General features: G+C 33.3%; 14 protein-coding genes and 1 pseudogene. 6 read left to right on the top strand and 9 right to left on the bottom strand.

All coding sequences use genetic code 11. From position 1 onward, the window contains the following. Positions 1 to 754: pseudogene (locus L6Q46_RS07920) on the bottom strand (hypothetical protein); the annotation flags it as partial. A gap of 14 nt (positions 755 to 768) precedes the next feature. Further along, the gene (gene fabG / locus L6Q46_RS07915) at positions 769 to 1,515 is read right to left on the bottom strand and encodes a 3-oxoacyl-[acyl-carrier-protein] reductase (protein ID WP_026725825.1); all 747 of its coding nucleotides are present in this window, start codon (positions 1,513 to 1,515) and stop codon (positions 769 to 771) included. 137 nt (positions 1,516 to 1,652) lie between these two features. Here fabG and L6Q46_RS07910 point away from each other — a divergent pair, with 137 nt between their 5' ends. Next, positions 1,653 to 2,837: a cytochrome c peroxidase gene (locus L6Q46_RS07910; RefSeq protein WP_291283852.1), complete on the top strand. Its 1,185-nt coding sequence runs from the start codon at positions 1,653 to 1,655 to the stop codon at positions 2,835 to 2,837. A 26-nt stretch (positions 2,838 to 2,863) separates the two neighbouring features. On the opposite strand, the gene L6Q46_RS07905 is transcribed toward L6Q46_RS07910, so the two are convergent. Beyond that, complete coding sequence (locus tag L6Q46_RS07905) at positions 2,864 to 3,901, bottom strand: RluA family pseudouridine synthase (RefSeq protein WP_291283851.1); 1,038 nt, start codon at positions 3,899 to 3,901, stop codon at positions 2,864 to 2,866. Next, positions 3,888 to 4,547, bottom strand: a complete 660-nt coding sequence (locus L6Q46_RS07900) for a PASTA domain-containing protein (protein WP_291283850.1) — start codon at positions 4,545 to 4,547, stop codon at positions 3,888 to 3,890. The genes L6Q46_RS07905 and L6Q46_RS07900 overlap by 14 nt, the downstream gene beginning before the upstream one ends. A gap of 179 nt (positions 4,548 to 4,726) precedes the next feature. On the opposite strand from L6Q46_RS07900, the gene L6Q46_RS07895 reads away from it, so the two are divergent. Together L6Q46_RS07895 and coaD are read left to right on the top strand one after the other, a co-directional pair. Further along, positions 4,727 to 5,701: a D-alanine--D-alanine ligase gene (locus tag L6Q46_RS07895; RefSeq protein WP_291283849.1), complete on the top strand. Its 975-nt coding sequence runs from the start codon at positions 4,727 to 4,729 to the stop codon at positions 5,699 to 5,701. A gap of 3 nt (positions 5,702 to 5,704) precedes the next feature. After that, positions 5,705 to 6,163, top strand: a complete 459-nt coding sequence (coaD, locus tag L6Q46_RS07890) for a pantetheine-phosphate adenylyltransferase (protein WP_111567539.1) — start codon at positions 5,705 to 5,707, stop codon at positions 6,161 to 6,163. Between the two features lie 61 nt (positions 6,164 to 6,224). On the opposite strand, the gene L6Q46_RS07885 is transcribed toward coaD, so the two are convergent. Beyond that, a complete protein-coding gene (locus L6Q46_RS07885; protein WP_291283848.1) occupies positions 6,225 to 6,794 on the bottom strand; it encodes a class I SAM-dependent methyltransferase in 570 nt (189 codons plus the stop codon). Between the two features lie 66 nt (positions 6,795 to 6,860). Further along, a complete protein-coding gene (locus tag L6Q46_RS07880) occupies positions 6,861 to 8,207 on the bottom strand; it encodes a DEAD/DEAH box helicase (RefSeq protein WP_291283847.1) in 1,347 nt (448 codons plus the stop codon). Positions 8,208 to 8,383: 176 nt separating this feature from the next. On the opposite strand from L6Q46_RS07880, the gene L6Q46_RS07875 reads away from it, so the two are divergent. Further along, a complete protein-coding gene (locus L6Q46_RS07875; protein WP_291283853.1) occupies positions 8,384 to 10,108 on the top strand; it encodes a M14 family zinc carboxypeptidase in 1,725 nt (574 codons plus the stop codon). Positions 10,109 to 10,182: 74 nt separating this feature from the next. On the opposite strand, the gene L6Q46_RS07870 is transcribed toward L6Q46_RS07875, so the two are convergent. After that, entirely contained in the window at positions 10,183 to 10,782 is a 600-nt protein-coding gene (locus L6Q46_RS07870; RefSeq protein ID WP_111567618.1) for an NUDIX domain-containing protein, read from the bottom strand. Positions 10,783 to 10,789: 7 nt separating this feature from the next. On the opposite strand from L6Q46_RS07870, the gene pyrE reads away from it, so the two are divergent. Both pyrE and L6Q46_RS07860 read left to right on the top strand, forming a co-directional pair. Next, a complete protein-coding gene (gene pyrE, locus L6Q46_RS07865; RefSeq protein ID WP_133606230.1) occupies positions 10,790 to 11,437 on the top strand; it encodes an orotate phosphoribosyltransferase in 648 nt (215 codons plus the stop codon). A 47-nt stretch (positions 11,438 to 11,484) separates the two neighbouring features. After that, on the top strand, positions 11,485 to 11,877 hold the full coding sequence (locus tag L6Q46_RS07860) for a hypothetical protein (protein ID WP_026725027.1): 393 nt from the start codon (positions 11,485 to 11,487) through the stop codon (positions 11,875 to 11,877). A gap of 70 nt (positions 11,878 to 11,947) precedes the next feature. On the opposite strand, the gene L6Q46_RS07855 is transcribed toward L6Q46_RS07860, so the two are convergent. Further along, a complete protein-coding gene (locus tag L6Q46_RS07855) occupies positions 11,948 to 12,364 on the bottom strand; it encodes a hypothetical protein (RefSeq protein WP_291283846.1) in 417 nt (138 codons plus the stop codon). 16 nt (positions 12,365 to 12,380) lie between these two features. Beyond that, the coding region (locus tag L6Q46_RS07850) for an aminotransferase class V-fold PLP-dependent enzyme (RefSeq protein WP_291283845.1) at positions 12,381 to 13,015 on the bottom strand (635 nt) is incomplete at its 5' end.

Raw genomic sequence — 13,015 nt, 5'->3', positions numbered from 1 at the left:
ATAAAACGGTGACAGATTGTGCTTTTTTGTCTTTTGAAAAAGTAACTATTTGCTTGTGAATTGTTTGACTACCCGATTGAATTGAAAAACTGGATGTAATCGTTTCATTTCCATTGTATTGCAAAAACACTTCAACAGGAAATTTATTCTTCAAAAAAGCGTATTTATTAACGTTGATTTGGTTAATTTTCAAATCCAAAACCGTAGTAGTATCGCCTAAAACAACAGGTAAAACACTTATATTTTCTTGAAAACTAAACACATAATCATTACCAATCGTTTGATTTCCATCAGTAAATAAAACTATCGGATAATTGGTATTTCTATATAATTGTTTCAAATTTTTGGCAACACCATCAATGTGTGATTGATTGCCTTTAAAATCTAATTTTTCTAAAGATTGAAATTCATCGGCAAACGAAAACAATTGGACATCATATTTTTCGGTAATCGGTTTATTTTCTGCAATCTTCAAATATAATTCTGATGCTTCTTTAGTGGCTTTTAATTCGGAAATAGATTTGGAATTATCTACAACTATTGGTAAAGGTGTTTTCCTAATTTCTGTTATTTTTCGACTAATAATCGGATTAATCAACAATAAAAAGATCGAAAACAAACTTATAAAACGTAAAAAAGCCAAAAACCAGTATAATTTTGACTGATTTTTGACTTTATATAAATATTGATAAAACGACAATCCAGCAGCAATAATTACTGATAAGATAAGAAGTAAAATTGTGCTTGTTGTCATTTATGATTTAACTACTAAGTTAACATTCCACCGTCAACATTAATCACTTGACCCGTCACATAGGCACTCATGTCAGAAGCTAAGAAAACGCAAACATTTGCTACATCTTCTGGAGTTCCACCGCGTTTTAAAGGAATAGCTTCTCTCCATCCTTTTACCACATCTTCGTTTAATTTTGCAGTCATCTCAGTTTCAATAAAACCTGGAGCAATTGCGTTGCAACGAATATTTCTTGAGCCTAATTCTAAGGCGATTGATTTTGTAAATCCGTTCATACCTGCTTTTGAAGCAGCATAATTAGCCTGACCAGCATTTCCTTTTACTCCTACTACACTACTCATGTTTACGATAGAACCTTTACGGTTTTTCAACATAATTTTTTGAACCGCTTTTGTCATATTGAAAACCGATTTCAAGTTGATTTCGATTACTTTATCAAAATCTTCTTCCGACATACGCATCAACAAATTATCTTTTGTGATTCCAGCATTGTTGATTAAAACGTCAATTGTACCGAATTCAGCAATAACATCATCTACTAATTTCTGTGCTTCATTAAAATCTGCTGCATTTGATTTATATCCTTTTGCTTTAATTCCTAAAGCGTTTAATTCATTTTCTAAAGCCATTGCCGATTCTACAGATGAACTATATGTAAATGCAACGTTTGCTCCTTGCTCTGCAAAAACTTTTGCTATACCGCTACCAATTCCACGGCTTGCACCTGTAATAATGGCAACTTTTCCTTCTAATAATTTCATGATAAATATTCGTGTTAGTTTGTTTTGTAATAAAGTTCAAATATAGGAATATTTTAAACTATAAAAAAAGTCATACTTTTAATTAAACCTTTTTTATCAAATGTTGTCTTACAAATATAATCCTAAAACTAACGATTATGAAAAACCAAATTATTTTAAGTCTTTTAGCAATTTTTGGATTGACTTCTTGTAGCGATAATTCAGATAGCAATTATGAAGAGATTCCTTCTTATCCATTTGTAGAAGCGGAATTTGGTTCTTCAATTGATTTAGAAAATTTATCAAATTATGCCAACCAATCTGTACCATCTTATATCATTAAAAACAATTCCCAAGGAAATGTCATTACTGATAAAGGCGCAACATTAGGTAGAGTTTTATTTTATGATAAAAATCTTTCTTCAAACAATACAATTTCTTGTGCAAGTTGTCACAAACAAGAATTTGCATTTAGTGATACCAATGTAGCTAGCACAGGTGTTAACGGCACAACAGGAAGACATTCCATGCGTTTGATAAACTCGAGATTTGCAACAGAAACTAAATTCTTTTGGAACGAAAGAGCCATTAATTTAGAAACTCAAACTACAATGCCTATTAAAGATCATGGCGAAATGGGCTTCAGTGGTGAAAATGGCGATTTATCTTTTAATGATTTAATTACAAAATTAAGTGCAATAGGCTACTATAGAGAACTTTTTAAATTTGTTTATGGGACGGAAGAAATTAAAGAAACTAAAATTCAAAGTGCTTTAGCCCAATTTATCAGAAGCATTCAGTCATTTGATTCTAAATATGACACAGGAAGAGCATTAGCAGCTAATGATGGGCAACCTTTCTCTAACTTTACAGCGCAAGAAAATCAAGGAAAGAATTTATTTTTATCGCCACCTGTTTTTAATACTAGTGGAGTAAGAACTTCAGGCGGATTAGGTTGTGCAGGCTGTCATAGAGCACCAGAATTTGATATAGATCCTAATACTTTAAATAACGGAATTATTGGAACAATTGCTGGAACCGGAATTGATACTGGAAACACCCGAGCTCCTTCCTTACGTGATTTAGTTAGAACAGATGGAACTACAAATGGTCCGATGATGCACACCGGAGTTATTACAACATTACAAGCAGCTATTGGTCATTATGGAACTATAAATATTGCTCCTGGAAATAATAATTTAGATCCAAGATTAACACCAGGAGGAATTGGGCAACAATTGAATTTAACGGCAACTGAAGTAAATGCCGTAATCGCATTTTTAAGAACACTTTCAGGAACTGATGTTTATACCAATACTAAATGGTCAAATCCTTTTAATTAAAAAAGCCCTTATTTGGGGCTTTTTTGTTATTCTTCTGTAAATGTTTGAGCTTTTGAATACACTCGCCATTTTTCAATACATTCTTGTAAATCTTGCGGAATTGGCGTATCAAATCGTAAAAATTCTTTTGTGATTGGATGTTCAAATCCTAATGTTTTCGCATGAAGTGCTTGTCTTGGTAGCACTTTAAAACAATTATCTACAAACTGTTTATATTTCGTAAAAGTCGTTCCTTTTAAAATAGAATCACCTCCATAGCGTTCATCATTAAAAAGTGTGTGACCAATATGTTTCATATGCACACGAATTTGATGTGTTCTTCCTGTTTCTAATTGACAAGAAACTAAAGTTACATATCCAAATCGTTCTAAAACTTTGTAATGTGTTACTGCGTGTTTTCCTTTTTCATCACTTTCGTGAACCGCCATTCGCATTCTATTTGTATCATGACGACCGATATTTCCTTCCACAGTTCCTTCGTCTTCTTCGATATTTCCCCAAACTAAAGCAATGTATTCTCTTTCCGAAGTTTTTTCAGCAAATTGTTTGGTCAAATATGCCATTGCATGTTCGGTTTTGGCTACTACTAATAAACCTGTGGTATCTTTATCGATTCTGTGAACTAAACCTGGTCTTTCCGAACTATTCATTGGTAAATTCTTAAAATGATAGGCTAATGCATTTACCAAAGTTCCCGAATAATTTCCATGACCTGGATGTACTACCATTCCTGCTGGTTTATTGATAACCAACAGCTGATCATCTTCATACACAATATCCAACGGAATATTTTCAGGTGTTAGCAATTGCTCATATGTTGGATGCGCTAAAACTAAACGCACAACATCACCTGCTTTTACTTTGTAATTCGACTTTACCGCAACATCGTTCACTAAAATAGAACCATTTTCTGCTGCTTGTTGTATTTTATTTCGGGTGGTATTTTCAATCATGTTCATCAAAAATTTATCCACACGCAAAGCCGATTGTCCTTTACTTGCTTCAAAACGATGATGTTCGTATAACTCGTCTTCGAGTTCGGTTCCTACATTATAATCCGCCATCTTCTTCTTTAAATTCTACTGGTTCTGTTACTCCTTCTTCTACCGGAGGCAATGTATCTGCTGGCTCTTCCGAACTAAATGTTTCTTCATTGAAAACTTCTTTTCCATCACCTAATACAAAATCTAAAGTAGAACTTTTCTTCACTTTATCTCCAGCTCTTAATCTTCTACCATTTTGATAGATTTGTAATACAATATCTTTAGCAATATGCGGTTTATAAGTGATTTTCCCTTCTTTCAATGTTAATGATTTTATCGTAGCCAAAATTTGTCGGAATGTTTTGTCTTTAAATTCAGGAATCGTGATATCAGTAAATTCACCAGCATTCAATTTCACATAAACTTTACGACCGTCTTTTACCAAACTTCCTGCTTTTGGATCTTGCTCTAAAATCGTAAAAGGAGGAAAATCAGCATTAAATTCAACTGTATCTAACAAGAAAACTTCTAAATCTAATTCGTTTAGTTTCTCTTCAGCAACTTCTAGTTTCATTTTAGATAAATCAGGCACTTTGATTTCCTGACCATGATTGGTTCTAAAATCTAAAAATTGGATTACCAAAAAAGTAAAACCCACAACTATTGCAGCGGCTAAAAAAGCTTGAGTAAAAAATGTTCTACTAGTTAAATATTTAAATAAACTCATACAAAATGATATTTTGACAAAGATATAAAATTCAAAAAGAAATTACGAAGCAATTCATTTTGATTTCTTCACCCTTTTAAAACGAATGAATTGCAAAAATATTTCTTTGGTAATCGAATAAAAGAACGTAAAATCTCAATAAATAATGTAATTTTGTGTATCACTTTTAGAATTTCAAAATGAAAAACGTTGCCATTATCATGGGAGGTTACTCTAGCGAGTACAAAATTTCGTTAACTAGCGGAAATGTTGTGTTTAACAATATTAATCGTTCAAAATTTAATCCGTATCGCATTCATATTTTTAAAGAAAAATGGGTGTATGTAGACGAAAATGATGCCGAATTCCCAATTGATAAAAACGATTTTTCAGTAATTGTAAATGGTACAAAAATCAATTTTGATGTGGTTTTTAATGCTATTCACGGAACGCCAGGCGAAGATGGTTTGATGCAAGCGTATTTCGAATTATTGAACATCCCACAAACTTCTTGCGATTATTATCAAGCAGCTTTAACGTTCAACAAACGCGATATGTTATCGGTTTTAAAGCCTTACGGAATCAAAACGGCTGAATCGTATTATTTGAATTTAGGTGATGAAATTAACGTAGATGCTATTTTAGCAAAAGTAGGTTTACCATGCTTCGTAAAACCAAATAAATCGGGTTCGAGTTTCGGAATTTCGAAAGTAAAAACCAAAGAAGAATTTCTTCCTGCTATTGAAAACGCTTACAAAGAAGACGACGAAATCATTATAGAAAGTTTCTTGGACGGAACAGAAGTTTCAGTTGGAGTAATCAATTATAAAGGAAAGGTTACCGTTTTACCAATTACCGAAATCGTATCAGAGAACGACTTTTTTGATTATGAAGCGAAGTATTTAGGCAAATCGAAAGAAATTACGCCAGCAAGAATTTCGGATGAATTAAAAGTAAAAATCGAAACAGTTGCCAAAAGAGCTTACGAAGTATTGAAAATGAAAGGTTTTTCAAGAAGTGAATTCATTATTGTGAATAACGAACCTCACATGTTAGAAATGAATACGATTCCAGGTCTAACCACAGAAAGTATTTTACCACAACAAGCTCGCGAAGCTGGAATTTCTTTACCTGAATTATTTGAAAACGCTATTGAATTGGCTTTAAATAAGTAAACTATGAAAAAAGCAATATTTCCAGGTTCGTTTGACCCAATAACCAACGGACATTTCGATATTATCAAAAGAGGCGTTTCTTTATTTGATGAAGTGATTGTAGCGATTGGTGTCAATGCCGAAAAAAAATACATGTTTTCCTTAGAAGATCGAAAACGTTTCATCGAAGAAGCTTTCAAAGACGAACCAAAAGTAAAAGTCATCACCTACTCTGGTTTAACAATCGATTTATGTAAAAAAGAAAAAGCGGATTTCATTTTACGCGGATTAAGAAATCCGGCCGACTTTGAATTCGAAAAAGCTATTGCTCATACCAATCGTGTCATGTCGAAAATAGAAACGGTTTTCTTGTTGACAGCTGCTCGAACTTCTTTTATTTCTTCAAGTATCGTTCGTGATGTGTTGAGAAATGGTGGCGATATTTCTCAATTGGTTCCGGAATCGGTTTTGGATAAAAAATAGACTTAACACGAATTTCACTAATTTTCACTAATCATTTGTGCTAATTCGTGAAATTTGTGTTTTAATTCTCAAACACAATCAATTTCTCTTTGATTATTAAATTCGAAAAGTGAAATTCATATTTTATCCATTCCAAAGTTTTGGGTTGATAAATGAAAACGTGGGTGAAATCATCTTTGTAATACCAATTTTCAAAAGGTTTTTGGTTGTTGAAAACTTCTGTTTTGCAGTATAATTTTCCTTTCGGAAGTAATAAGCTTTTTAGTAATTCAAATTCTTTGTAAGGTTGATGAAAGTGTTCCATTACTTCGCAACACGAAACGTAATCGTATTTTTGATTTAAAAGCGATGCATCATTCGCAAAAAACAAATCGTAATTCTGCACATGGAAACCTTTATCGGTCAACATTTTAGCAATAACTGGACCCGTTCCTGAACCAAAATCCAAACCTTTAGCTTCTGGAGAAAAATCTTGTAAAACAGCATTTACGATTGGTGAAACAAAGTTTTGATAGCGCTCATCAAAAACATCATTATTGTGCTTTTCGTAGTGTTCTTTCTCTTCTTCAGCAGTTAAAAAAGTATATTTTGGCCTGAAAATACCATCGCAAGTATTACATTTATAAAACAAATGTTTAGGCTTTTCGCAAAAAAGCGTTGCTATGGAATTACATAAAGGGCAATTTTGTAGAATCATTTACTCCTCCTCTTTCTTAATCACCTTTCTCGCTACTTCAATTTTATACTTCTTCCCTTTCATTTTTTCGTCTTTGATGTTTTGCAATAAAGATTTCACTTTTGGATATTTCACCGCTACAAACGAAATAAAATCTTTAACTTCAATTAAGCCAATATCATCTTTTTCCAGTTTCTCTTTTTGAGAAAAGAAACCTACGATATCAATTTTATTTAACTTGTTTTTCTTTCCTCCGCTGATATAAAGTGTTTGATATAAAGGTGCTTTAGGCAACGATTTTGCATTAGAAACATCTAATCTGCGTTTGCCATAATCGAAATAATCTGCTTTCTTTTCTGTTTCGTTTACCAAAACATAAGCGGTTCCTGTGGCTAACATACGAGCCGTTCTTCCGTTTCTGTGGGTGAATTCATCTTCTTTAGCTGGTAAATGGTAATGAATTACGTGATTCATTTCGGGAATATCCAAACCTCTCGCACCTAAATCGGTAGTAATCAAATACGAAACACTGCCGTTTCTGAACTGAATCAAAGCACGTTCACGTTCGTCTTGGTCTAATCCACCATGATAAAACGTGGAAATAATGCCTTTTTGAGTCAACATATCATGAATGCGTTCCACAGCTTCTCTATGGTTGCAAAAAATAATCGCAGCTTCTGAATTCAAAGAGCAAATCAATTGAAATAAGGAATCAATCTTATCTTTCGATTTCGAAAAAACAATTCGGACATCTAAATTGTCATTTTGCTTCGTATTCGGAATAAAATCTAAAACTTTCGGATTAACCACCTTAGTATATTTCGGAATTTCCACACCTGAAGTCGCAGAAACTAAAACACGCTTGTTTGCTTTAGTGATTTTTCCAATGATATAAGACATTTCTTCATGGAAACCCAATTGTAACGACTTGTCAAACTCATCTAAAACATAGGTTTTTACATTTTCGGTAGCAAAACTTCCTCTTTCTATATGATCAGCAATTCTTCCTGGCGTTCCAATTAACAACGCTGGAGGATTGCTTAAGTTTTTAAATTCTGTTTCTATCGAGTGACCACCATAACAAGTATTGACTTTGTAATGCGTGCCCATTTTTTTCCAAACTTGCTCAATTTGCAAACCTAATTCGCGCGAAGGCACTAAAATTAAGCATTGCACACCTTTCACCTCTTCTTCTAATAATTGTAAAATAGGCAACAAAAAGGCTAACGTTTTCCCCGAACCAGTTGGAGAAAGCAATAAAATATTATCTTCATTCAAAATAGCCTTTTGGGCTGCTTCTTGCATTTTGTTTAAACTTTGAATACCAAGATTCAATAGTACATTGTTGGAATATGGATTTTGACTCATGCGGCAAAGATAAAGCCAATTATTTAAATAAGTGATTAATTGCCACGGATTACACAGATTAGCACGGATTATTTCTATAAAACAATCTAAAATCCTTTTAATCCTTTAATCTGTGGCTAAAAATAATTCTACCTCAAAAAGATTCTTTATTTTTGAAAATCAAATACAATTCAACTATGCGCTTTTTACAAATAAGTTTACTTTTCTTATCGATTTCTGCGTTTTCTCAAAACAATTTTACCACACCTTTTGAACGTGGCAACGGCAATCAATCTACAACTTATGAAGAATGTATTTCGTTTTATGAAAAATTAGACGAAAGTTTTGCCAACATCCAAATGATTCAAAAAGGCACCACCGATAGCGGAAAACCTTTGCATTTAGTACTTTTTTCAAGCGAAGGCAAATTTGATTTTGACGAATATTTTACCAAAAATAAGGCTGTAATTTTAATCAACAACGGCATCCACGCAGGTGAACCTGACGGAATTGATGCTACCATGATGTTAATGCGTGATTTAGCCATTGGAAAAATCAAAACGGCAAAAAACACTTTAATTGCTGCTATTCCTGTGTATAGTGTTGGTGGTATGTTGAACCGAAATTCGCATTCCAGAGCCAATCAAAACGGTCCTGAAGAATATGGTTTTAGAGGGAATGGACGCAATTACGATTTGAATCGTGATTTTATTAAATCGGACACGAAAAATTCGAGAAGTTTTCAAAAGTTGTTTACCGAATTAAATCCTGATATTTTCTTAGACAATCACGTTTCTAATGGCGCGGATTATCAATATACGTTTACTTGTATTGCTACCCAACACGAACGTTTGGGCAACAAATTAGGCAATTATTTCATGAATGAATTGTATCCTTCTATAGTGAAAGATATGAACAAAAAGAAAATCGATGTTGTTCCGTATGTGAATGTACATAGCACCACACCTGATAAAGGTTTCGAACAATTTACCGATACTCCACGATATGCTACAGGTTATTCAACTTTGTTCCACACTTTAGGATTTGTTCCTGAAACGCATATGTTAAAAGTGTACAAAGAGCGCGTGAAAGTGACTTATGAATTTATGGTAAGTACAATCAATTTCGCTGATACAAATTGGCAAAAAATCAAACAAATGCGAAAAGATGCTTTGAACGAATATCAAGCTGGAATGCCATATCCATTAGATTGGGCAATTGATTCTACAAAAGTGTCCTATATTGATTTTAAAGGCTATCAAGGCGGTTACAAACCAAGTAATATTTCAGGAAAAGACCGTTTGTTTTACGATAAAAGCAAACCATTCACCAAGAAAATTCCATTTTATGGGAATTATAAGCCTACTAAATTTGTAAGCATTCCGAAAGCATATGTTATTCCGCAATCGCAATGGCAAGTTTTGGATATTTTAAAATTGAACAATATCAATGCACATCGTCTTCAAAAAGACACGATTATTGAAGTAGAATCGTATAAAATTGAAAGCTATCAAACTTCAAAATCACCTTACGAAGGGCATTACGCACATTACAATACGAAAGTTTCGAAGTCGACTCAAAAAGTAAAATTTTTCATGGGTGATTATATGTTTTACACCAATCAACCTGGCGTGAAATATTTAGTAGAAACCTTAGAACCAGAAGCGGTGGATAGCTATTTCAATTGGAATTTCTTTGATCCTATTTTACAACAAAAAGAATATTTTTCGAGTTATGTTTTTGAAGATTTAGCCAAAGAATTCTTAAATAAAAATCCAAAAATCAAAGCCGAATTAGAACAAAAGAAACAAAACGACAAAGCTTTCGCCGAAAACGGTGCAGCGCAATTAGATTGGGTGTACAGACAATCGCCTTATTATGAAAAAGCGCATTTACAGTATCCGATTTATCGAGTTAATTAGTTATTAAACACGAATTACACAGATTTACACGAATTAATTGGTGATAATTCGTGAAATTCGTGTTGATATCAAAACTAAACCACCTTCTCTGCCTCAAACAACAACTTAATATTCTCGTACGAGTTCTCTAATAAAAACTTAATATCCTTTGGATTTACCCATTCTACACGTTCGATTCCTTCATCGGCTTGACCTTGTGGCGTGCCTTCGTATTTGGTGCGCATTTCAAACCATTGGGTAATTTTTAGTTTGTAGCGACCATTGCGTTTGAAAATATGGTAGGTTCTTTGTAGTTTTTCGGTGATGGCTAAACCAGTTACGCCCGTTTCTTCTTCTACTTCACGCATGGCGGTTTCTTCAATGGTTTCATTTTTTTCGGTGCCGCCTTTTGGTAAATCCCATTTGCCGTTTCTGAAAATAAAAAGCACATCGCCGTCTTTGTTATAAACCAATCCACCACCTGCTTTTTCCACAGGTAATTTCGCACGAAGCGTTTTCATTATCAATTTTTCATCGGGATGATACAGAAAAGCTTTCTGAATTTTATTCTGAAAAATTTTAACGATTAACTTTTTGATATCAACACTTTCCAATAAAAAAAGTTTGAAATCGGTTTCTTTTTGAACCTGATTTGTCAAAAAAAGTGGCTTATCGTTCACAAAAACTTTATACATTTGCAATATGATTTTTAATAACAACACAGCACAACAAACAGCCGAATTGCTTTTACAAATAAACGCAATTAAATTAAATTCTAAAAATCCTTTTACGTGGGCTTCAGGCTGGAAGTCTCCGATTTATTGCGATAACCGCATAATCCTTTCATTTCCAGCGGTTCGCAACTACATTCGCGATGAATTTGCCAAACATATTGAAGAAAAATTTGGCAAACCTGATGTTATTGCAGGCGTTGCAACAGGCGCAATTGGAATTGGTATACTTGTTGCAGAAGCAATGGGACTGCCTTTTGTATACGTTAGACCAGAACCAAAAAAACACGGAAGACAAAACCAAGTAGAAGGTTTTTTACAAAAAGGACAAAACGTAGTGGTAGTTGAAGATTTGATTTCAACTGGCGGAAGCAGTTTGTTAGCTGTTGAAGCTTTACGCAACGAAGGCGCTAACATCAAAGGAATGGCAGCGATTTTTACATATGGTTTTCCCGTTTCAAAAGAACGTTTTGAAGCAGCAAATTTGGATGTTTTCACGTTAAGTAATTACGAAAACTTGTTACAAAAAGCAGTTGACAAACAATATGTTTCTGAAAACGAATTGGAAACATTAAGCGCTTGGAACGCCAATCCAGCGGAGTGGAATGTGGAAGTTTAGTTACGACCTTTTAAACCCTTAACCCTTTAAACTTATAAACAAAACATATGAACTTAGAAAGTCCAAAAGTAAACGTAGCAAAATCGGCTGAATATTTATTCAACGCTTTGAACGACGTAAAGAATTTCGAAAAATTAATGCCTGAAAATATCGCAAAATTTGAAGTAATCGACGAAAATTGCTTTGAATTCGGATTAAAAGGTATGCCAGAAATTAAATTGGTAAAAAAAGGAGGAACTCCAAATTCGCAAATCGTTTTAGGAGCAGCTTCAAGTAAATTACCTTTTACTTTGACTGGAAACTTAAACGCAATTGATGCTGATAACACAGAAGTGCAATTAGCTTTTGAAGGTGATTTCAATCCAATGATGGCGATGATGATCAAAGGACCAATCACAAAATTTATTGAGACATTGGCTCAGAATATGGGGAAATTGTAGTTTCCTGAATAATTTATTGAACACGAATTACTCGAATTAGCACGAATGTTAATTAGGTGATTCGTGTTTTTTATTTTATAATTTCATAATCAAAATTATATTTCTTTTTTGAAGGATTCTTAATTAAAACTCTAATCTTAAATTTTGAGTTTGACATACATGGTTCTTCAGAATTATTCTTGAAAAACAGAGATAACTTATCTTCTTTAATCTTAAAATCACCAATAAAACTATCACAAGCGTTTGTATTGATTAATCCAGAAATATAGATTACATCTTCAATATAATTAACTTGAAGATTCGCTAATTTATACAACTCTGATTCATCTTCATCATTGAGATCAATATCTTCAATCAATTCTAAATCAAAATACAACAAGTTCTCATTGACAATTTGTTTCTCTTCAACCTTTTTTATTTCTACTTCTTGAACAGAATTATTACATGAAAAGAGTATGAATACAAAAATAAAAAGTACATTTTTCATTATAGAAAATATTTAGTTAAGCAGTTTTCAAAGCCTCAACCAACAAATCAACATCCTCTTTTGTATTGAAATGGCTGAATGAGATTCGCAAACTTGGTTTTTTGGTTTCTTCTGGAGATAAAAATTCGGCTAAAACGTGCGATGGCTTGATACTTCCGCTTTGACAAGCACTTCCGCGAGAAACTGCTATTCCTTTCATATCCAACGTAAATAACAACATAGAAGTCTTTTCTTCCGATAAAGGCAATTGGACGTTTAAAAGGTTATAAAACGTATTTTCTCCGTTGATTTTTATATCAGGAAATACTTTTTTCAATTCTGAAATACAATACTCTTTTAAATTGGAAATGTAATTCGTGTCTTCTTCTAAATTCGCGTAAGCCAATTCTAATGCTTTTACCATTCCTACGACTTGATGTACGGCTTCGGTTCCAGCACGCATGCCTTTTTCTTGCTCGCCTCCGAAAATCATCGGTTGTAGCATGGAATTCTTTTTGATGTAGGCAAACCCTACTCCTTTTGGACCATGAAATTTATGAGCAGAAGCTACTAAAAAATCAATTCCTAAATCTTGCACATCTAAACCCGTTTTTCCAATAGATTGTACCGTATCGCAATGAAAAAGTGCTTTTGCATACTTGCATAGCTCCG

Source organism: Flavobacterium sp., assembly GCF_023151265.1.
Lineage (GTDB): Bacteria > Bacteroidota > Bacteroidia > Flavobacteriales > Flavobacteriaceae > Flavobacterium.
This window is presented reverse-complemented; position numbering and strand designations above follow the sequence as displayed.